The sequence below is a fragment of the Microbaculum marinisediminis genome, from assembly GCF_025397915.1.
Taxonomy (GTDB): Bacteria; Pseudomonadota; Alphaproteobacteria; order Rhizobiales; family Tepidamorphaceae; genus Microbaculum; species Microbaculum marinisediminis.
On the sequence record NZ_JALIDZ010000005.1, the window covers coordinates 207246 to 228734 of the forward strand.

Annotated in this window: 19 protein-coding genes and 1 tRNA gene; 15 read left to right on the plus strand and 5 right to left on the minus strand. The window is 66.1% G+C overall.

The window, feature by feature from the left end; translation table 11 throughout:
- Positions 1–10 precede the first annotated feature (10 nt).
- From MUB46_RS12495 to MUB46_RS12520, 6 genes are all read left to right on the plus strand, one after another.
- Positions 11–1693 carry a vWA domain-containing protein gene (locus tag MUB46_RS12495; protein WP_261616250.1) on the plus strand — a complete coding sequence of 561 codons (1683 nt, stop codon included), beginning with the start codon at positions 11–13 and terminating at the stop codon, positions 1691–1693.
- Positions 1694–1888: 195 nt separating this feature from the next.
- The gene (locus MUB46_RS12500; protein ID WP_261616251.1) at positions 1889–2353 is read left to right on the plus strand and encodes a GNAT family N-acetyltransferase; all 465 of its coding nucleotides are present in this window, start codon (positions 1889–1891) and stop codon (positions 2351–2353) included.
- Positions 2354–2448: 95 nt separating this feature from the next.
- Positions 2449–3351, plus strand: a complete 903-nt coding sequence (locus MUB46_RS12505; RefSeq protein WP_261616252.1) for a PhzF family phenazine biosynthesis protein — start codon at positions 2449–2451, stop codon at positions 3349–3351.
- An 8-nt stretch (positions 3352–3359) separates the two neighbouring features.
- Complete coding sequence (locus MUB46_RS12510) at positions 3360–3779, plus strand: hypothetical protein (RefSeq protein ID WP_261616253.1); 420 nt, start codon at positions 3360–3362, stop codon at positions 3777–3779.
- Positions 3780–4133: 354 nt separating this feature from the next.
- Complete coding sequence (locus MUB46_RS12515) at positions 4134–5705, plus strand: 2-isopropylmalate synthase (protein WP_261616254.1); 1572 nt, start codon at positions 4134–4136, stop codon at positions 5703–5705.
- A gap of 180 nt (positions 5706–5885) precedes the next feature.
- A complete protein-coding gene (locus tag MUB46_RS12520; RefSeq protein WP_261616255.1) occupies positions 5886–6494 on the plus strand; it encodes a cytochrome b/b6 domain-containing protein in 609 nt (202 codons plus the stop codon).
- On the opposite strand, the gene MUB46_RS12525 is transcribed toward MUB46_RS12520, so the two are convergent.
- Entirely contained in the window at positions 6469–6945 is a 477-nt protein-coding gene (locus MUB46_RS12525) for a GIY-YIG nuclease family protein (protein ID WP_261616256.1), read from the minus strand. The genes MUB46_RS12520 and MUB46_RS12525 overlap by 26 nt on opposite strands.
- A gap of 131 nt (positions 6946–7076) precedes the next feature.
- On the opposite strand from MUB46_RS12525, the gene MUB46_RS12530 reads away from it, so the two are divergent.
- The 3 genes from MUB46_RS12530 to MUB46_RS12540 all read left to right on the plus strand — a co-directional run bounded on the left by MUB46_RS12530 (position 7077) and on the right by MUB46_RS12540 (position 9109).
- Positions 7077–7152: transfer RNA gene (locus tag MUB46_RS12530), tRNA-Lys, on the plus strand.
- Positions 7153–7357: 205 nt separating this feature from the next.
- The gene (locus MUB46_RS12535) at positions 7358–8239 is read left to right on the plus strand and encodes an SMP-30/gluconolactonase/LRE family protein (RefSeq protein WP_261616257.1); all 882 of its coding nucleotides are present in this window, start codon (positions 7358–7360) and stop codon (positions 8237–8239) included.
- A gap of 72 nt (positions 8240–8311) precedes the next feature.
- Complete coding sequence (locus MUB46_RS12540) at positions 8312–9109, plus strand: NAD-dependent epimerase/dehydratase family protein (protein WP_261616498.1); 798 nt, start codon at positions 8312–8314, stop codon at positions 9107–9109.
- Positions 9110–9120: 11 nt separating this feature from the next.
- Here the strand turns inward: MUB46_RS12540 and MUB46_RS12545 are convergent, their stop codons facing one another.
- From MUB46_RS12545 to MUB46_RS12560, 4 genes are all read right to left on the minus strand, one after another.
- Positions 9121–9861 carry a GntR family transcriptional regulator gene (locus MUB46_RS12545; RefSeq protein ID WP_261616258.1) on the minus strand — a complete coding sequence of 247 codons (741 nt, stop codon included), beginning with the start codon at positions 9859–9861 and terminating at the stop codon, positions 9121–9123.
- Between the two features lie 14 nt (positions 9862–9875).
- Positions 9876–11159 (minus strand): TRAP transporter large permease, encoded by a 1284-nt coding sequence (locus MUB46_RS12550; protein WP_261616259.1) that lies wholly within the window; start codon positions 11157–11159, stop codon positions 9876–9878.
- Entirely contained in the window at positions 11159–11602 is a 444-nt protein-coding gene (locus tag MUB46_RS12555; RefSeq protein WP_261616260.1) for a TRAP transporter small permease, read from the minus strand. Before MUB46_RS12555 ends, MUB46_RS12550 begins: the two co-directional genes overlap by 1 nt.
- Before the next feature lie 92 nt (positions 11603–11694).
- Positions 11695–12675 carry a C4-dicarboxylate TRAP transporter substrate-binding protein gene (locus tag MUB46_RS12560; protein WP_261616261.1) on the minus strand — a complete coding sequence of 327 codons (981 nt, stop codon included), beginning with the start codon at positions 12673–12675 and terminating at the stop codon, positions 11695–11697.
- Between the two features lie 109 nt (positions 12676–12784).
- On the opposite strand from MUB46_RS12560, the gene araD reads away from it, so the two are divergent.
- The 6 genes from araD (at position 12785) to MUB46_RS12590 (ending at position 21333) form a co-directional block, all read left to right on the plus strand.
- Positions 12785–14512, plus strand: coding sequence for an L-arabinonate dehydratase (gene araD, locus MUB46_RS12565; RefSeq protein ID WP_261616262.1), 1728 nt, complete (start codon positions 12785–12787; stop codon positions 14510–14512).
- A gap of 52 nt (positions 14513–14564) precedes the next feature.
- Positions 14565–15284, plus strand: a complete 720-nt coding sequence (locus tag MUB46_RS12570; RefSeq protein WP_261616263.1) for a ribonuclease activity regulator RraA — start codon at positions 14565–14567, stop codon at positions 15282–15284.
- Between the two features lie 470 nt (positions 15285–15754).
- The gene (locus MUB46_RS12575; RefSeq protein ID WP_261616264.1) at positions 15755–17077 is read left to right on the plus strand and encodes a DegT/DnrJ/EryC1/StrS family aminotransferase; all 1323 of its coding nucleotides are present in this window, start codon (positions 15755–15757) and stop codon (positions 17075–17077) included.
- 17 nt (positions 17078–17094) lie between these two features.
- Positions 17095–18585 (plus strand): FAD-dependent oxidoreductase, encoded by a 1491-nt coding sequence (locus tag MUB46_RS12580; protein WP_261616265.1) that lies wholly within the window; start codon positions 17095–17097, stop codon positions 18583–18585.
- 22 nt (positions 18586–18607) lie between these two features.
- A complete protein-coding gene (locus MUB46_RS12585) occupies positions 18608–19942 on the plus strand; it encodes a sugar porter family MFS transporter (RefSeq protein WP_261616266.1) in 1335 nt (444 codons plus the stop codon).
- Entirely contained in the window at positions 19939–21333 is a 1395-nt protein-coding gene (locus tag MUB46_RS12590; protein ID WP_261616267.1) for a sugar porter family MFS transporter, read from the plus strand. The genes MUB46_RS12585 and MUB46_RS12590 overlap by 4 nt, the downstream gene beginning before the upstream one ends.
- Positions 21334–21489 lie beyond the last annotated feature (156 nt).

Consider the following 21489-nt stretch of genomic DNA (forward strand, 5'->3'; position numbering starts at 1 on the left):
GGTAACAAAAATGCAGAATTGTCTTTCCAGGCTCATTGCGGCCTTGGTTTGCCTTGTTCCCATTGCGGTGTCCGGGCCGGTCGGTCCGGCGCGGGCGGACGGTGCAAAGGTCATCCTCGTTCTCGACGCCTCCGGTTCCATGTGGGGCCGGATCGACGGCCGGACGAAAATCGAGGTGGCGCGCGAGACGGTCGGCGGCATCGTGTCGAGCTGGCGCGCCGACGACGAGATCGGACTGATTGCCTACGGGCACCGGCGAAAGGGAGACTGCTCCGACATCGAGCTCCTGATGGAGCCGGGGCCGCTCAACGGCGACCGGTTCTCGAGCCTCGTCAACGGGCTCAACCCGAAGGGCAAGACACCGATGACCGAGGCGGTGCGCCAGGCCGCGGAGGCCCTCAGGTCGAGCGAACAGAAGGCCACGGTCATCCTTGTCTCCGACGGGGAGGAGACCTGCAACGCCGATCCGTGCGCCGTCGCGCGCGAGCTGGAGGAAGCGGGCGTCGATTTCACGGTCCACACGGTGGGCTTCGATATCGCCGACCCGAAGACGAAGGCACAGCTGCAGTGCCTTGCCCGCAATACCGGCGGCATGTTCGTCACGGCGGATGACGCGGAGGAGCTGGAAAAGGCGTTGCGCACGACGGTTGCCGCAGCGCGGGACGGGACGGTCGCCGCTCCGGTCGCCACTCCGGTCGACGAACCGGCCGAAACAGCGGACCCCGCGCGGACGCTCTCGGCAACGGCGTTCGAGACCGACGGCGGAACCCGGATCGAGACCGACATCGCCTGGGAGGTCTACAAGGCCGGAGCCGGCGGCGAGGCGGAGGGCGACCTGGTCGAGTCCGGTTACGACGTGCCCTGGCAGCCCGCCATCGATCCCGGTGCGTACGTCTTGCGCGCCCGCTACGGGATGGCGACGGTCGAGCAGCCGGTGACCATCGAGGCCGGCGAGGTCGCCGAGGTGTCCGTCGTGATGAACACGGGTGTCGCGCGTATTCGTGCCTACGAGAGCGAGGACGCCGACGAACCGATCGATGGCAGCTTCACCCTGTCGAACGGGACGGAAGAGGACACGCAGTACGGTGTGGAGGCCGCGTTCGTCGCACCGGCGGGCCGCTGGACGCTCGCCGTCAAGCACGGGGAAGTGACGTTCCAGACCACCGTCGAGGTGGAAGCCGGCAAGACGACGGAACTGGATCTCGTCGTGGGCGCCGGATCGGTGGCGGTGAACGCCGTTCTGGTCGAGGGCGGGGCGCCGCTCGAAAGCGATATCGTCTTCGAGATATTCCCCGACGGCGGCGATATGAATGATCCGCTGACCTACTACTATGATCCGACGTCGGTCTTCACGATGCCGCCCGGGCGCTATGTGCTTCGCGCCACGTCGGGGCTGGCTAAGGCGACGCAGGCGGTTGAGATCGAGGCAGGCGGAGAGGGGTCGACGACGATCATTCTCGATGCGGGTGTTCTCGTCGTCCGGAAGGACCCGGCCTTCTCCTCCTGCGAGCTGTTCGATGCCGCGACGCCGGAGTCGGGCGAGCGCGTCTCGCACGGCTACTGGTACGACGAGGAGCACCGGACCGCGGCGCCGGCCGGCGACTATGGTGTGATCTGCACGCGGGAGGACGGCAGCACTGCCGAGGCAGCCGTCTCCGTTTCGCCCGGACAGGTATCCGACGCCAGCCTGTAGGTGACTCGAAGACGTCTTGGATGGGGCCGGCGATTACGCCGGCCCTATTCGTTTGTCCCGTTCCGTTCGGGCGACTTGAGAAACCGATTCAACGACTTCACGCTCCGGCTCAAGACGGTGGATAGCGAGTCTCCTCAATCCCTTACGGCGATATTTGAATGGCCCGATTCAGGCGCTTTCGATAGGCTCGTTCGCATGCTGGAGGAGCCGCATATCCGCCGCGCCCGCGTCGACGAAGCCGGGCTGCTGACCGATCTGGTCCTGCGCGCCAAGGCGCATTGGGGCTACGACGACGCCTTCATCGAGGCGTGCCGGGAGGAGCTGACGGTGCAGCCGCGGCGCATCGAGACCGGGGAACTGTGGGTCGTCGAGGCCGAGGGTAGGCCCACCGGTGTTCTGGAGGTGCTGTTGGAGGATCGACACGCCGAGGTCTTCCTGTGCTTCGTCGATCCGTCCGCGATGGGCCGCGGCATCGGACGGGTGCTCTGGACAAAAGCGGAAGAGATCGCGCGCAGGGCGGGACTGGACGTGATCGGCGTGGATTCCGACCCTTACGCGGAGGGTTTCTACAGGACAATGGGCGCGGTTCGGGTCGGCGAGGCGCCGTCGGGATCCATTCCCGGGCGGATGCTGCCGCGCCTCGTCAAACAGCTCGACTGAAAGCGGTCCTATCGAGGGGGCAGCCTACCGCTGCGTCGGCGTTCATGCTAAAGGGCGGCTCCCGCCGGGTTCAACAGTTCGAGAGCCGAAATCCCGTGAAACGCGCCTATCACGTCCTCGACGTATTCACCGACAAGCCGCTGGCCGGCAATCCGCTCGCCGTGGTGCATGATTGCGAGGGGCTCGACGGAGAGGCGATGCAGCAGATCGCCCGCGAGTTCAACCTGTCCGAGACCGTGTTCCTGCTGCCGCCGGAGAACCCGGCACACACCGCCAGGGCGCGGATCTTCACGCCGGGAACGGAGCTGCCGTTCGCCGGCCATCCGATTGTCGGCTCCTCGGTCATCCTGGCGCGCAAGCGCTGGGGCGCGCCGGAGGCGGGCAAGGAGCAGGACGGTATCGTCGTGCTGGAATGCAAGATCGGCATCGTGCGCGTCGGCGTCGTTTTGCGGAACGGCACGTCGTTTGCCGAATTCGACATTCCGAAGAAGCCGGAGTCGCTTGAAAGCGGGATCGATGCCGAGCTTGCCGCCGCGGCGCTGGGGCTGGCGAAATCCGAGGTCGGCTTCGAGAACCACAAGCCCAGCCGCTGGTCGGCGGGGGTCGACTTCGATTTCGTCCCCGTCCGCGATCTCGCGGTCTTGAAGCGCTGCCGTATCGACCGGCGGGTTTTCGACAAGGCGTTCGCGTCTGGCTCTGCCTACGTCTATACCCGCGAGACCTTTTCCAACGGGAACGACTTCCACGCCCGCATGTTTGCGCCCGGCCTCGGCGTGGAGGAGGACCCGGCGACCGGATCGGCGGCGGCGGCGTTTGCCGGTGTCGTCAGGCGGTTCGACCAGCCGCCGGGCGGCCAGCATCGCTATCGTATCGAGCAGGGTCACTTCATGGGCCGACCGAGTTTGATTTCGCTGGAGATCGACGTGCAGGGCGACATTCACGCGGTGCGGATCGGCGGCGGGGCCGTTGTGGTCTCCGAAGGCATCATAGACGTGTAGGGGGGGGGATGGTCACGACGCTGCTCATCGTCCACTACCTGAGCTTCGTCGTCGGCGCCGGCGGTTCCTTCATCGCGTTTCTGATCGCCCGCCGGATCGCGGCGAGCCGGCCCGAGGAGGCGGCGGTGCTGCGCACCCTGCCGCCGCGGATCAGCGATGCCGCGATGGTGTCGCTCGCCCTGCTGTGGCTCACCGGGATCGCGCTCGGCCTGCTGAAGTACGGCGGCTTCTCCGGGCTCGGCTGGGCCTTTTCCGTCAAGATGGTGTTCGTCGTGGCGCTGACGCTCGTCGGCGTTGCAATCCGGATCGAGATGCGGCGGGCGCGCCGCGGCGTCGCGGTCGCGGTCGCCAACCTGGCCCGCCTCGGCCCGTGGACGCTGGTCACCAGCTGGCTCGCCATCGTCTTCGCGGTGATCGCCTTCGGATAGGCGAGATCGCAAGCCGCTTGCCTCATCCCGACTGCTCGTCTACATAAGTCGGGTTGCGGCGCGCGCGCGAAAGCAATCGTTAACGCTCGGGTCGCACCATCGCCTCACACGGCGGGAACGACAGGGTTTCGCGATGTTTGAACGGGACGTCATCGGTATGAACGGGGCCAACGCGCCTCGCGCCGACGCGTGCCCGGCGGCCCGCGACCTTATCGCGCTCCTTCTCCTTACCGGCCCCTGAGAGCCGGCGGCCCGCGCGTGCGGGCAGGCACTCAGGGGAGCGATACCGGTAACCTGCGCCCAGGCCCCAAGGAGCATCCCGGGGGGCCGTACGTATCGAGAAGGACTACATCAATGACCACGGAACATGGTAACGGCGGCGTATCGCAGTCCGACAGCGACCGCGTCGTCATCTTCGACACCACCTTGCGCGACGGCGAGCAGTGCCCCGGCGCCTCGATGACCTTCGAGGAGAAGCTGGAGGTGGCCGAGCTTCTCGACAGCATGGGCGTCGATATCATCGAGGCCGGGTTCCCGATCGCCAGCCAGGGCGATTTCGAAAGCGTCCAGGAGATCGCCCGGCGGTCGAAGACGGCGGTGATCGCCGGCCTGTCGCGCGCGGCCTTCAAGGATATCGACCGTTGCGGCGAGGCGGTGAAGGTCGCCGCCAGGCCGCGCATCCATACCTTCATCTCCACCTCTCCGATCCATATGAAGCATAAGCTGCAGATGGAACCGGAGGCGGTGCTGGAGGCGGTCATCGCGTCGGTCGCCCGGGCGCGCAATCACGTCGAGGACGTGGAGTGGAGCGCCGAGGACGGCACCCGCACGGAGTTCGAATTCCTGTGCCGCTGCGTCGAAGGCGCGATCAATGCCGGCGCCACCACCATCAACATCCCCGACACCGTCGGCTACACGACGCCCGAGGAATATACGGAGCTGTTCCGCAAGGTGCGCGAGACCGTGCCGAATTCCGACAAGGCCGTGTTCTCGGTCCACTGCCACAACGATCTCGGCATGGCGGTCGCCAACTCACTGGCCGGCTTGAAGGGTGGGGCACGGCAGATCGAGTGCACCATCAACGGCATCGGCGAGCGGGCCGGCAACGCGGCGCTGGAGGAGATCGTGATGGCGATCAACACGCGCCGCGACGTTCTGCCGTACACGACCGGCATCGACGCGACGATGCTGACGCGGGCCTCCAAGCTTGTCGCGGCGGTGACCTCGTTCCCGGTGCAGTACAACAAGGCGATCGTCGGCCGGAACGCGTTCGCCCATGAGTCCGGCATCCACCAGGACGGCATGTTGAAGCACACCCAGACCTACGAGATCATGACGCCGGAATCGGTCGGCGTGAAAGCGACCTCGCTGGTGATGGGCAAGCACTCGGGCCGTCACGCTTTCGTCGAGAAGCTGAAGGAACTCGGCTACGACCTGGGCGACAATGCCTTCCAGGACGCCTTCAAGCGGTTCAAGGATCTCGCCGACCGCAAGAAGCATGTCTACGACGAGGACATCGAGGCGCTGGTGGACGAGGGCATCGGCGCCGCGCATGACCGCATCAAGGTCGAGGCGCTGACCGTGATCGCCGGCACGGGCGGGCCGCAGAAGGCGACGCTGACGCTCAGCATCGACGGCGAACGGCACACGCGCGAGGCGACCGGCAACGGCCCGGTGGACGCGATCTTCAACGCGATCCAGGCGCTGGTGCCGCATCAGGCCAAGTTGGCGCTGTATCAGGTCCATGCCGTCACCGAGGGCACCGACGCGCAGGCCGAGGTCTCGGTCCGGCTCGAGCGCGACGGCCGCGAGTTCTCCGGCCGCGGCGCCGATCCCGACACCCTGACGGCCTCGGCGCGCGCCTACGTGCATGCGTTGAGCAAGTTCCTGGCGAAGCGCGACCGGCTGCACGCCCAGGCGGGCTGACGGGTCGCGCTGTCCCGGATAGTCGGGCACAGACGCTTCAGGCGCGGATACTTCCGGCGAGGGGGCATAGGCCCCCTCGCTTACAATTTGCGACAGTTTCCCTTGATCGAAATCACTGTGGCGTCGCGGCGGATGCGGATACGCTCCCACGGATACTCGTGAGGAACGGAGACGCCGCCCATGGCCGCTCGAATGGTTCGCGTATGGGATCCGCTGGTGCGGATCATTCACTGGCTTCTCGTCATTGCCTTCATCATCGGATACGTCACCGAGGGCGATCCATTGTGGCTGCACACCTGGGCCGGCTACGTGGTTGCCGGACTGGTGGTGGTGCGCATCGTCTGGGGATTCGTCGGCCCGCGGCACGCGCGCTTTTCCGATTTTGTCACCGGACCGCGCAAGGCGGTCGGCTATCTGGCCGGGCTCATACGGCGAAAGGCGCCGCGCTACATCGGCCATAGCCCGGCCGGCGGTGCCATGACCGTCGCGCTGCTGGTCTTCCTCGCGGCCATCAGCGTCACCGGCATGATGACGCTAGCGGACACCGACAATGCCGGGCCCCTGGCGGCCTGGTTCGGCAATCCGGACGTCGTCGCCGCGCGCGAGGCCGCGCTGGCCGCCGGGCAGGAATTCCGCTACCGCTCGCCCTTCAAGGAACCGCACGAGGTGCTGGTGAACATCACGCTGGTGCTGATCATTCTGCATCTGGTGGGGGTGGCGCTGGCGAGCGTCGTGCACAGGGAAAGCCTGCCGCGCGCGATGGTCACCGGCATGAAGCGCGCCGAGTGAGCGTTCGATACGGCGCGTCGAGGGCGAGGGGCTCTGCCAGAGCGACCAGATGTGCCGGGCAGGCTGTGCAGTCGCTGGCGCCGAAACCGGGCAGCGGGATGGTGGCGCCGGGCAGGTCGCGGAGCCGGGCAAGCAGGAGGCATTCGTACGCCCCGGGAAACGCGAGCGCGTCGATCCGGGCTGCGGCGCAGGTCAGCCGGTCGACGTGCCAATGCGGCGTCTTTCCGATTCGCAGGTGCCGCGCGATCCGCGCCGCCAGCCCGCCGGGCCCGCGCGCCGAGCCGGCATAGGCATACCAGCCCGGCCGCAGGCTCGCCGCCGGCAGGCCGCGCACGGTGATCTCGACAGGTCGCGCGGTGCGGATCGCCAGTATGTAGGCGCCGGAAATCGGCGGGATATCGGCGACGTTCGGTCCGCGTGCGCCGGATTTGCGATCCAGGTCAGTGGTCATCTGGCCATTCTGACGCCTATTAAGGACGGGTGAGGAAAACGTACCAGGGTATCTGGACGCGGGCGGTTTGCATTGCTATATCCCGCCAACGGACCTCGCGGCGTCTCGGCCGCATTCTCCGCTTTTTCGGCGGGCGCATAGCTCAGTTGGTAGAGCAGCTGACTCTTAATCAGCGGGTCCACGGTTCGAGTCCGTGTGCGCCCACCAATCTTCACAATACCTTAGCTCTAATCGGCCCGAGTTGGTTAAACCGGCTCGGCAGCACGTTGGCAGCACCGAGCGCGAGCGTGATAGCATCCGTGCGCGCCAGGGGCATTGCGTACCCGAAGAGACCGACCTCCCGCACTGTCCGAACTGGCCCCATGACTATTTGGCAAGGCCCGAAGTCGGCGCAGGCAGCGGACGCGGATAGATGACATACGAGATAGTCTGCGTATCCAGCGTCCGTTCCGACCTCGGCGAAGGGCCGGTGTGGGACGATCGCGATCGTTGCCTCTGGTGGGTGGACATCACGGCAGGCCTGATCCACCGGTACGACCCCGGGACGGATACCGACGACAGCTTTGTCTGGGGAGAGCCTGTTGGGTGCCTGGCGGTCCGCGAGGCGGGTGGGCTCGTCCTGGCGACGAAATCGGGATTCTGGTTCTTCGATCCGCAGACCGGTGACCGGGACTTGATCGCGGACCCGGAAGCACACCTGCCGGAAAACCGGTTCAACGACGGCACGACCGATCCGCTGGGCCGGTTCTGGGCCGGGTCGATGAACACGCAGGGGGCTGCGGATCCTGCGGGCAGCCTCTATTCTCTCGAGCGAGACCTCTCGGTTCGATGCTGGAAGAGCGGGTTCAGAACCGCCAATGGTCTCGCCTTCTCTCCCGATGGCAGCCGCATGTACTATTCGGACAGTTATCCGTCCGTCCGCACGATCTGGTGCTGCGACTATGACGTCGGCACGGGCATGCCGGGGAAGGAGAGGGTGTTCTTCGACACCCGGTCCGTCGCGGGGCGACCGGACGGTGGCACGGTTGATGCGGACGGCTGCTACTGGCAAGCCGGCGTTTCCGGGTGGGAACTCTACCGCCTGTCGCCCGACGGCTCGGTTGTCACGGTGGTCGAGATGCCGGTGGAGAAGCCGACGAAGGCTGCCTTCGGCGGTGCGGATCTCGACATCCTTTTTGTCACGTCGATCGGTGCCGGCCTGGAAGGATCCCCCGCTCAACCGGACGCCGGACGGCTGTTCGCGATAACCGGGCTCGGCGTCCGGGGTGTTCCACAGGCGCGGTTTTCAGGGTGAAATGGCCCGATCTGCACCGGGAGCGGGGCGAACCCATTGCATGCGAGAGCGGGGACTGACGACATGAGAAGACTGGAACGCCTGCTGATCACCGGTGCCGGCGGCAGTCTCGGAAGGGTCTGCCGGGACCGGCTGACCCATCTGGCCCGCGTTATCCGCGTGAGCGACCTGTCGGACCTCGGTCCGGCCGCGCCGCACGAGGAAGTCGTTGCCTGCGATCTGTCGGACAAGTCGGGGGTCGAGGCGCTGGTGGCGGGCTGCGACGGGATCGTCCATCTGGGCGGCCAGTCGGTCGAGGCTCCATGGGACGTCGTCCGGGATGCAAATATCGAAGGCGTGGTCAACCTCTATGAGGCGGCCCGCAAGGCAAGCGTTGCCCCGCGTATCGCGTTCGCCAGCTCCAACCACGCGATCGGGTTCTACAACCAGAGCCAGCGGCTGGACGCCAACGCTCCGACAAGACCCGACAGCCTTTATGGCGTGTCGAAGGTCTTCGGGGAGGCGCTCGCCTCGATGTACCATGACAAGTTCGGGATCGAGACGGCCCTAATTCGGATCGGCTCCTGCTTTCCGGAACCGCGGACCCACCGGATGCTGTCGACCTGGCTGAGCCACGACGACTTCGTTCGGCTGCTCGAACGCATCTTCACGGTTCGCCGTCTCGGCTGCCCGGTGATCTACGGCGCCTCGGACAATTCGTCCTCGTGGTGGGACAACAGGGAGGTCGCCTATATCGGGTGGCGTCCCGAAGACAATGCGGAAGTCTTCCGCGAAAGGCTCGACGCCGAGATCGCCCCGCCGGGGCCGCGGGATGCCGAAGCCCTCTACCAGGGCGGACGGTTCTGCAGCGACGGCATCCACGAAGACTGAGCGGGCGCACCTTACGCGAAATAGGCGCGATTGGCCTCCATGATTTCCGGAAGCCGCCCGATGGTGCCGGACAGGTGATCCCGCATGGCGTCGACGGCGGCGTGGCGATCGCCGGCCTCGATCCGCTCCATGACCTTGCCGTGCCCCTCGATCACCGATTGCAGCTTGCGGTTCCTCGGCAGGTCGAGGGTGCGGAGACGGGCCATGTGGCTTGAACGCTCGGTAACATGGGCGTGGAGTGCTGCCTGTCCGGCGGCGACGAAGAGCGCGTGGTGGAACTTCTCGTCGAGTTCCCGGAAGAGTTCGATCTGGTCCGGGTCGTCGACCAGCGCCTTCTGCATCTTCAGGTATCCTTGCGCCTTCGTGAGATCGGCCGCGCCGGCCTTCCGGCACAGTTGGTCGACGATCTCGCATTCGAGCGCCGTGCGCAGCACATGCTCCTGCTCGAGACGGGCCGGGTTGATATGCGTGACCTCCGTGCGCGACTGGGGATAGGAGATGACGAGGCCGATCTCCTCGAGGCGAAGGATGGCCTCCCGGATCGGGGACTGACTGACGCCGAATGCCTCGGCCAGCTCGGCGCGGTGCAGGATCGTCCCGGGCGGCAGCTTGAGCGCGACCATCCGCGACCGCAATTCCCGGAAGACCCGTGTCGCGGACGACATGCTCGGACCGAGCGACAGCGTATCCGTCCCGGCGTCTGCGGCGCCGGCACCGGCCAGGGAGATAACTCGAGACTTAGACGCAGCCACGACCAGTTCCTTCTTCAGTTCATGACGGCGTTCGGCAACGCGAGCGATAGCCAGGGAAAGATCAGCAACAGGGCGAAGAATCCCGCCAGGGCGACGAAAAAGGGGATCGCCGCGCGTGTGTAGGCTCCCGTCTTTACGTCGAGAATCCCGCAGACCGTGAACATGATGACGCCGACGGGCGGCGTCAGCCCTCCGAAGTTGATGAGCAGTACAATAATGATGCCCATGTGCACCGGGTCAAACCCCGCGTGCACGAGGACGGGCATGACGATCGGCGTGACGAGGAGGATGTTCGCCGCGCCTTCGAGGAACATCCCCGTCACGACGAGTATCCCGCAGACGATGAGAAGCAGCCCGATCGGGTTCTCGGTCAGCGAGGTCATGAACGCCGTGATTTCCTGCGGCGCGCGCTCGATGGTCATCGCATAGCCCAGCACTGCGGCCATCATGATCAGGAGCATCACCATGCCGAGATCGGACATGGTGGCGTGGAACGCGGCGAGGATGCGTTTGATGCTCAGTTCGCGGTAGACGAGGGTGCCGACCGCGATGGCGTAGAGGACTAGGAAAACGCCTGCCTCCGTGGCGGTGAAGAAGCCGAAGCGGAAGCCGATCACCAGGAAGACCGGAAACATCAGCGCCCAGATGCTGTCGAGGAAGCTGCGCCCGAGCTCGCCTGCCCTGGGCCGGGCAGGCAGATCCGGCGCGTAGCCGTGGTGTCGCGCGACCAGGAAGGTCGCAAGTATGAGGATGAGCGTCAAAAGCAGTCCGGGCAGAAGGCCGCCGATGAAGAGCCGGCCGATGGACACCTCGTTGATGTAGCCGAAGAGGATCAGGCCGATCGAGGGGGGGATCGTCGCCGTGATGATCGAGCCGAAGGCGAGGACGGCGGCGATGAACGGTTGCGAATATCCCTGCGCGCGCATCGAGGGGCCGAGGAGGCGGGCCTCCATCGACGCGTCGGCGACGGCGGACCCGGATATTCCGCCCATCAGCATCGACAGGACGATCGAGACCTGCGCCAGACCGCCGGAGACCCAGCCGGTCAGAAGCCGCGAGAAGCGGACGAGGCGTTCGGTTATTCCCGCCTCGTTCATGAGGTTTCCCGCGAGGATGAAGAACGGAACGGCGAGGAGAGGGAAATTCTCCAGCGCGGTGACCATCTTCTGAATGGCGACCGTGGTGGGCATCGCCCCGGTCAGGACGAAGACCGGGATCGACGCCAGCATCAGCGCGAAGGCGACGGGCAGGCCGGCAACCAGGAAGACCGTGAAGAGGAGGGCGATGAGAAGCAGCATCAGCCGCTCTTCCAGATGGCGTGGAACTTGAACGCAAGCGTGCGCAGCCACAGCAGCAATCCGACCGGCATGGCCAGATGTATGTAGGACTTGGGAATCTGCAGCGCGCCGAGCATGCGCTTGTGCATCAGGGGTACGTTTGCCACGGCGTAGTAAAGAAGGTAGCAGAGCAGGACCATGACGACGGCTATGTTCGTCACCTCGATGATCCGGCGTAGCCTCGGGGTCGCATTATCGCTGACGATCGAGAGCCCGAAGTGTCGGTCGTCCTGCATAGCGATGTCGACGGTGAGCACCACGAGCCACACGAACAGCGCGGTCGAGACCTCGAGCGACCAGATGATCGGGCTGCCGAACTTGCGCGAGACGGCCGAGACGGCGACGAGGGCGACGATGGCGACCAGAAGGCAAGTGGCCAGGGCCAGTTCAATGCGCCGAAACATTCACGCCTTCTGATTTCGTGGCCTCGGATGCGGGGTCGAGCGGGCCGGGGCGCATTCGCCAGCGCTGCCCCGGCCGCCCGGCCGGTACGGTATCAGCGACCCAGCACCTTGTGGACCATATCGGCTTCCGCGGTCAGGTTCAGCTTTTCGTAGACCGGCTTGACCGCTTCCTTGAAGGGCGTGAGATCGACCTCCGAGATCGTGACACCCGCGGCCTCGACATCGGCGAGTGCCTCGTCGCCCATATCTATGGTCAGGTTCGACGCAAAGCGGCCGTTCTCCACGGCGAGGTCCCGGACGATCTTCTTGTGTTCGTCGGAGAGCTGATTGAAGGCGTCGGCGGAGACGACGAGCGCGGTCACGAGCTGGATATGCCCGGTCTTCGTGACGTTCTTGATCACCTCGTAGAGCTTCGCGCCGCGGATCGCGGTCGGCTGCGCCTCGGCGGCGTCCAGCGTTCCAAGCTGCAACCCGGAATAGACCTCGCCCCAGGGCATCGGCGTCGGTTCGGCACCCATCGCGCGGATGGTCTCGATCCAGATCGGCGCCCCGATGGTGCGCATCCTGACACCCGCCAGGTCCGCGGGTCCGCTGATTGGCTTCTGGGTCAGGGCGTGGCGGGGCCCCTGATACCAGTTGGAGGCCAGCATCACGAGGCCGGCCTTCTCGGCCAGCTCGTCGCCCCATCCCAGATAGGCGTCCGACAGGGCGAACTTGTCCGCGTCCTCGTAGGTGTCGAAGAGGAAGGGGGCCGACATGATCGCCAGCGAGGGCACGAATTCCGAAAGACGCGCCACGTCCGTCACCGTTCCGATCGCCGCGCCGGCGCGCGCCTGGTCGAGCATCTCCGTCGTGTCGCCGAGCTGGCTGTTATGGAACACCTCGACCACGACCTCGCCGCCGGTGGCCTTGGCGACCTCGGCGGCGAATTTGTCCAGCCCTTGCCCCATGGGATCATCGGGCGCGAGCACGGTCCCGATGCGCAAGGTGGTCTCCGCGAAGGCGACCGTGTTCAGCCCGATCAGACAGGCCGTAGCCACCGCGAGCGTCGCGGCCTTCATGGATATGGTCATGAATTTCCCTCCCTTTCACGACGTTCTAGATTGATATATTAGTATAGCTACAATACTATTGCGTTCGTAGTTGTTGTCAACTGCGCGTGAACGTGCGTCGGGAGGATGCGTGAAAAAGTACGAAGACCTAAGAAGCGCGCGCTTTTTCGCGGCGGACGATTTCCGGTCCTTCGGGCACCGCAGCCGGGCGATGCAGATGGGGCTGTCCCACGAGGACTGGGAGGGCAAGCCCGTCATCGCCATCATCAATACGTGGTCCGAGGCGCAGCCGTGCCACATGCACTTCAAGGACCGCGTCGAATGGGTGAAGCGCGGCATCCTCCAGGCCGGCGGGATGCCGATGGAGCTTCCCGCGCACTCGTTGTCCGAGCAGTTCCTGAAGCCCACCTCGATGCTCTACCGCAACATGGCGGCGATGGAGGTCGAGGAAATCCTGCGCGCGCATCCCGTGGACGGTGCCGTCCTCATGGGCGGGTGCGACAAGTCCACGCCGGCGCTGGTGATGGCGGGTATCTCCTGGGGGTTTCCCTTCCTCTTCCTGCCGGCGGGACCGATGTTGCGGGGCAATTACGCGGGCCGGGTGCTGGGGTCCGGATCAGACGCCTTCAAGTACTGGGACGAAATGCGCGCGGGAACGATCACCCAGGAGGAATGGAAGGGGATCGAAGGCGGCATCGCGAGGTCCTACGGCCACTGCATGACGATGGGCACGGCCTCGACCATGACGGCGATCGCCGAAGGGTTCGGCCTGACGCTTCCCGGCGCCTCGTCGATCCCGGCGGCCGACGCCAATCACCAGCGCATGGCGGCGGCCTGCGGGCGGCGGATCGTCGACATGGTCTGGGAGGATCTCACGCCGGATCGGATTCTGACCCGCGCCGCCACCGTGAACGCCGCAACGGTTGCCATGGCGACGGGGTGCTCCACCAACGCCGTCATCCACCTCGTCGCGATGGCGCGCAGGGCCGGGATCGACTGGGGGCTCGATGACCTGGACCGCATCGGCCACACGGTGCCGGTGATCGCCAACATCCGGCCATCGGGGTCGCAGTACCTGATGGAGGATTTCTTCTATGCCGGCGGCCTGCCGGCGCTGATGAAGGAACTCGGCGACACGCTCGATCTGTCGGCGCTGACGGTCAACGGCCGGACGCTGGGCGAAAACATCGCCGATGCGGTGAACTATAACGACGACGTGATCCGGCCGTTGTCCAATCCCGTCTATCACGAGGGCTCGCTCGCTGTACTGAAGGGCAACCTGGCGCCCGACGGAGCGGTCATCAAACCGGCTGCGTGCGACCCGAGGTTCCACCGCCACACGGGGCCCGCCATCGTCGCCGACAGCTATCCCGACCTGAAGAAGATCGTGGACGATCCGCACTATCCGATAACGCCGGACCATGTCCTGGTCCTCAGGAATGCCGGCCCCCAGGGCGGGCCGGGAATGCCCGAATGGGGCATGTTGCCGATGCCCAAGGCCCTTCTGAACCGGGGGCACCGCGACATGCTTCGCCTGTCGGACGCGCGGATGTCGGGAACGAGCTTCGGCGCGTGCATCCTTCATACCGCGCCCGAGGCGTATATCGGCGGGCCGCTTGCGCTGATCCGCAACGGCGACATGATCGCGGTCGACGTGCCCGTGCGGACGTTGAACGTGCTGCTGAGCGACGAGGACATGGCCGCACGCCGCGCCGCCTGGACGCCTCCGGCCCCGCAGTATGAGCGCGGTTACGGCTGGATGTTCTCGCGGCACGTCCAGCAGGCCAACCTGGGATGCGATTTCGATTTCCTGACAAGCGAATTCGGCGCGCCTGTGCCGGAACCGGACATCTACTGACGCGCGCCGGCGAGGATCTTGGGATGAAAGCAGCAGCCGGAGAGCGACACAAATGACCGAAGCGACCCCCGAAACCCTGGAAAAGCTGCGGCACGTCAGCGTCGCGACATTGGCGACGGCGCTCTTCAGGCGGGGCCTCAGATCTCAGGTGATCCAGAGCGTGGGGCCGGTGAGGCCGAAGGGCCGCAACATGGTGGGCCCGGCCTTCACGCTGCGCTACATGCCGGCGCGAGAGGACCGCAACCAGCTCGCCGTGTTCCGCAATCCGGCGCATCCCCAGCGCCATGCCGTCGAGACCTGTCCGCCGGGGCACGTCCTCGTCATGGACAGCCGCAAGGACGCGCGGGCCGCGTCGGCGGGCGACATCCTGATCACGCGGCTCATGGTCCGGGGCGGTGCGGGCGTGGTGACCGACGGCGGATTCCGCGACGCCATGTCGATCGCCGAACTCGATATGCCGGCCTATCACGCGCGTCCGTCGAGCCCGACGAACCTCACCAGCAACGAGGCCATAGACATCAACGTGCCCATCGGGTGCGGCGACGCGCCGGTCTTTCCGGGAGACATCGTTGTCGGCGACGACGAGAGCGTGATCCTCATCCCGGCGCATCTGGCCGACGAGGTCGCAGACGAGGCTACCGAGATGACCGCCTACGAGGATTTCGTAATCGGACAGGTCCGATCGGGCGAGACGATCATCGGCCTCTACCCTGCGACCGGGGAAGAGGTTCTCAAGAAATTCGCCGAATGGCGGAAAGCGAACGGACGCTGAAGCCGGCTTCGCGCGGGGGAGGCCAAACGCCGCCGCACACGATAGGCATCGATCGGCGGTCGCTGCGACCAGGGTGGAAAACGACCACCTCGACCATGCCGCATCCGCCCTGAGCAGGCGGCGTATTCGCGCCCGTTGCGCGGGCCCGAATGGCCGACGCCCCTTCGCACCACCCGCCTGGTAATCCATCGGGGCAATCCATCGGGGGCAATCGATCATCGCGGCTCGTTTTTTTTGAGCCGGGCACAGACCTCCTTAACATTTTGCCGGACAGTATTCGCGCCGCCTCGTGACGTCGGGCGTGCGACCTGCCGGTCCGACATTCCGGCCACGGCGGTTGTGACAAAACGAGATCAGCGGCGTTTCGCTGGCCTCGCGTCTGGCCCCGTCGACCGGGGCGGACGAAACAAGGGCCTGCCTTGCCTCAGAGCGGCAATTCGCCAGTAGCCCCAGAAAACAGGAGACACGCCGTGATCGGTTCGCCCCCCTCCACACGCGCCAACCGACTGGCAATCGACGGCGGAACGCCGGTTCGAACCGCCCCGCTGCCGTGGGAGCTTCCGGGCGCGCACTGGATCGGAGAGGAGGAGCGCGAGCTGGTCGATCGCGTCGTCCGCGCGCAAAGCCCGTTCCGCTTCTACGGTCCCGACCCGCAGCACATGGTCGAAACGCTGGAGACCGAATGGTGCGAGCGCTTCGGGCACCGGCACGCGCTGGCCGTATCGTCGGGAACGGCGGCGCTGACCATCGCGCTTTCCGCGCTGGAGATCGGTCCGGGCGACGAAGTGCTGGTCGCCGGCTACATGTGGGTGAGCTGCCTTTCCGCGATCGTGCGCAACGGCGCGATCCCGCGGCTCGTCGACATCGACGCGACCTTCTGCATGGATCCGGACGACCTGGAAGCGAAGGTCAACCCGCGCAGCCGTGCCATATTGCTGGTGCACATGAGCGGCGCGCCGGGTCATGTGCGGCGGATATCCGAGATCGCGCGCAAGCACGGCATTCCGCTGATCGAGGACTGCGCCCAGGCGGCGGGTGCCAGCCAGGACGGCACGCCGGTCGGTCGGTTCGGCGACATCGCCACCTTCAGTTTTCAGCTGAACAAGAACATGACGTCCGGCGACGGCGGCATGGTGGTCAGCGACGACGATCACCTGTTCCGCCGCATCGTCGCGCTGCACGATCTCGGATACGCCCGCAATGCGGCGGGTCGGCTGGATACGTCCGACGAGACCTGCCAGCTCTGGGGCGTCGGCGCGCGCATGTCGGACCTCGCCGGTGCGATGGCCCTGGCGCAGTCGCGCAAGCTGCGCGCGATCACCGGCGCCATGCGCGGTGCCAAGTGGCGGATCCGCGAGGCGCTGTCGGATATCCCGGACCTGACGTTTCGCGCGGTGCCCGACCCCAAGGGCGATAGCGGTCCCTTCCTCATCACCACATTCGCCAGCGCCGAGATATGCACGCGGTTCGTCGATGCGCTGCGGGCGGAGGGTATCCGCGGGCCCGAAGGTGCGCTGAGCTGCCTGACCATGCGCGAATGGGGCCTGCACTGGTATTTCAACATTCCGAGTCTGACCCACAAGCGATCGAACGCACGGGACGGATTCCCCTGGACCCACCCCGCGAACGCGTTCGCGGCGGAGATGTCCTACGACCGCGGAAACCTGCCGGTCTGCGACGATCTGCACGACCGGTCCGCGCTCCTGTCCATCGCGTCGAAGCTCAGTGACGACGACGTCGGGGACATCATTCTGGCTTTTCAGAAAGTCGCCAACGGCCTTTTCAATCGCTGATACCCCCGGGAGGAAACGTGTCGACACTCACATCGGTTCTCGCTGCAGATCCCTTTTCCATCGCCAAGGCGACGACGAATATCGACGCGCTGGTCGTCGGCTCGGGAACGGCCGGCGTCACCACCGCCATCGAACTCGCCCAGAATGGCCACTCGGTAGTCATTCTGGAGGCCGGTCCCTTCGTGCTGCCGAGCCATGTCGGATCGACCCCGTTCCGCAGCCGCGGCGATATCACGCCGCAGATCCACAATCTGGTGCGGTACCGGACCGCCTGGTCGGACCGCGAGCACTACCAGGATGGTGTCGCCTCGCCGCTCAACAACGATGCCTGGTCGGCCGTTGGCGGCCGCACCCTGTTCTGGGGCGGCTGCACGCCGCGCTTTTCCGAATGGGACTTCGCGGACTGGCCGTTCAGCTACGATGATTTCGAACCGTACTATCAGACCGCGGAACGGCTGATGCACGTGTCCGGCCGCAGCGCCAAGCGGCCGCCATTTTTTCGCGGCGAAGCGCAGGACACGCTCTTGCGGCGCTGCGAAAAGGCCGGCATCGGTGCCGAGCACGCCTATCTCGGGATCGATACCCAGGAGCCCCGCAACGGCTACGTGCCGCGGGGCTTCGATTGCGCCATCGACCGGCTGTTGCGCAGCGGGCTTCTGGCCCGCGAGGTGACGCGCGGACGGATCGTCGTCGTCCCCGACACGATTGCCGAGCGCGTCGACCACAACGGCAGGGAAGTCACCGGGCTGATCGCCAAGGAAACGCATGCAGACCGGCGGTTCCGCATCGTCGCGCGCCAGTATGTGCTTGCCGGTGGCGCCATTCAGTCGACCCGCCTGGCGCTGGCGTCCGGGCTGAAGGATCTGCATCCCCATGTCGGCACCCATATCGCGGACCACCTGTTCATCCAGGGGCTGTTCAAGCTGAAGGAACCGCTGAACGAGCCGATCTACGCCTTCATTCCGCCGACGGAGTCGCGGCCCTTCCACATGCAGATCCAAGGGCCGTTCAACGAGACCTGGTACAGTCCCTACCACGCGACGGTGTGGCTCGATTGCGATCCGCAGGGGCTCTACCTGCTCGCCTACTGCTTCGGTGTCGGCGATGCCGCCGAGCACAACGAAGTGATGCTGACGGACGGGCAGAGCGACGGCCCGGACTCGCTCGGGAAATACGTCGTTCTCAACGACCGAACCGCCAACGACCTGCGCATCCTCGATGAAATGCAGGCCTTCCTGCCGGACGTGGCAGACGCCATCGAAGGGGACCTCGTGCGCAGCCAGATCAACCCGCCCGGCGCGGCACTGCACGAGATCGGTGGCTTGCGCATGTCCGAGGAGCCGGGTGTGGGCGTCACCGATACATTCGGCCGGTTCTGGACGCTGCCCAACCTTTCCGTCGCGGACTCGGCGGTGTGGCCCTCGCAGGGATCGGCGAACAGCTACCTGACGATCACCGCGTGGTCGCTGCGGCACGCCGAGGGCGTTCTCGCCCGTCTCGCCGACTAGAACACCTAGGACGGAGGTTGGGATGCTTATCTATCTGGTCGCCCTCGCGGCGTTGTTCGGGCTGCTTTTCGGATTCGACGAGGGCGTGATCGCGGGGGCCTTGCCGCATATCACCCAGGTGTTCGACATCTCGGCCGGCGAGGAAGGCTTCATGACCGCGTCGGTGCCCCTGGGCGCCGTCGCCGGTGCAATCGTGGCCGCCGTATTCGCCGACAGGCTCGGCCGGCGGCTGGTGCTGTTCCTGTGCTCGGTCCTGTTCGCCATCGGCGCCATCGCCAGCGGCCTGTCCCACAACGAGTGGATGCTGATCTTCGCGCGCCTGATACTCGGCATCGCGATCGGCGCGTCCGCGATGGCCGCGCCGATGTTCCTGGCCGAGCTCGCGCCGGCGCGCCATCGCGGGGCGATCGTCTCCGCCTTCCAGCTCATGATCACGGTCGGCATCCTGGTGTCCTACCTGCTGAGCTACGCGCTCGATCCGCTCGGGGCGTGGCGCTGGATGCTGGGCCTGGGCGCCGTCCCCGCGGTGATCTGCCTGCTCGGGATCCTGCGCGCGCCGGAAAGTCCGCGCTGGCTGGCCATGCGCGGGCGGACCGGGGAAGCGCAGGAGGTGATCGCGGCGGTCCAGCCGCACCTCACGGACGAGGAAACGCGCCGTATCGTCGACGATATCGTCCACTCGCACTCGGTCGAAACGCACACCTCCGGCTGGCGTGCGTTTCTGTCCGACGAGGTGAGGCCCATCGTGTTCTTCACGATCGCCGCCTTCCTGCTGCAGCAGGTCAGTGGCATCAACGCGATCATCTACTACGCCCCGACGATCATGGGGCATGCCGGCTTCGACGGCATCACGACGCAACTCGCCGCCACGGTCGGCGTCGGCGTCGTCAATGTCCTGTTGACGATCGTTGCCATGTACGCCGTCGACAAATTCGGCCGCAGGCCGTTGTTCATCATCGGTTTCATCGGCACCGCGATCAGCCTCGCCGTCATCGCCGTCACCATGATGGAATCCACGCCGCACCTGGCGCCCGTGGCTCTCGTGGGCCTGTTCGCCTATATCGCCTTCTTCGCGATCAGCCTGGGGCCGCTGCCCTGGCTCTATATGTCCGAGCTGTTTCCGCTCGCCCTGCGCAGCAAGGGCATGGCCATGGCGTCGGTCGCCAACTGGTCCTGCAACTTCCTCGTGGTGTTCCTGTTTCCCGTCGTTGTCCTCTACTTCGGGGCAGCCGCGACATTCGCCATCTTCTGCGCGTTCTGCACGATCGGGGCCATCTATGCCTGGCGCTACGCGCCGGAGACCAAAGGCGTCACCCTGGAAGACATCGAAAAACAGCACGCCATGGCGGCGGCATGACGCGGTGGTCCGGAGCTGACGGCGCGCTCGCCTTCGCCCTTGCGCGCGTCGCCCTTCTGACGGCCTGCTGCGGCCTGCTGTTCGGCTACAGCACCGCGAGTATCGCCGGATGGCTGGACGAGATCGCCCGGGAATTCGATCTCGACACGTCCGGCAAGGAGTATTTCACCGTTTCGCTGGTGTTCTTCTGCTTCGTCGGCGCGGTTGCGGCGGGGCCGGCCGCCCGCACTTTGGGGCGGCGAATGGCACTGTTGATCGCGTTCGCGCTGGCCATCGCCGGATATGGCCTCACGCTGTTTCATCCTGGCCTTTGGTGGCTTATCGGCGCGCGTGTCCTCATTGGCCTGGCGGTCGGCCTGTCGTCCATGGTCGGGCCGATGTACGCGGCGGAGGCGACGCCGGCGCGCCACCGCGGCAGCGTGGTGTCGCTGTTTCAGCTGGCGGTGACGTTGGGCATCCTCGCCGCCTACGCGGTTCCCCTGGCGCTGGAGGATCCCACGCGGTGGGCATCGGCGATAGGTGGCGGCGGCATCATCGCCCTCGTCGGCATCCTGGCGCTGGCGAGCGTTCCGGAAAGCCCGATCTGGCTCGATGCGGCCGGGCGGGGGAGGGACGCCGCGTTCGCCGCGGCGAAACTCGGGTTCCTGCATCAGCCGCAGATGGACTCCGCGCGCGCCGACGCGCCCGGCGCCAAGGGGTCCGCGGGTCTCGAGACATTTGGGGCCTTGCTTCGCAACCGGACCGTCGTCGCGGTCCTGCTGCTGTGCTGCGGGATGTTCATCCTGCAGAACCTCAGCGGGATCGACGGCATTCTCTACTACGCGCCGACGATCTTCATCGAGCTCGGCTTCACCCCGGGCCTTGCGGCGCTCGGGGCCACGTTCGGCCTCGGGGTCATCAACGTCGCCGCCACTATCGTCGCCATCGCGACCGTCGACAGGCTCGGCCGCCGGCCGCTGGCGATCGTCGGATCGCTGGCGATGATCGTCGGACTGCTCGGCGTCGTGGCGGCGCAGACGCAGGACTATCCGATGCTCGGCCTCGTCGGCCTGTGCGTCTATATCGCCGCGTTCGCCATCAGCCTCGGGCCGCTGCCCTACGTGCTGATGTCGGAACTCGTGCCCTCGAAGATCCGGGAAACGGGCATCGCGGCGGCGTCGGCGACGAGCTGGCTGTTCAACGCGCTCGTCGCGCTGTTCTTCCTGACCGGGGTCTCGTTGGTCGGCCTGTCGGGCGTGTTCTTCTTCTTCGCCGCGGTCTGCGGCGTCGCGCTGGCGATCTCGATGATCTGGCTGCCGGAGACCAAGGGCCGGAACCTCGATGCCATCGAGGACAACGTCACGGCCGGCATGCCGCTGCGCCGGCTCGGGGACACCGCGCCGGTCGGGTGAGACGGGCTGCGGGGTCGGAAGACCCCGCCCCGGCGTCTGGGAGGATGGGGCGCCGGGGCGGGCCAAGGTGCTCTCGCGACCGTCCTCCGAATCGCGATCTCGGTACGCCGCACCTCGCATAATACAATGCCGGCAAAGTATGTGCGTATGGTTAAC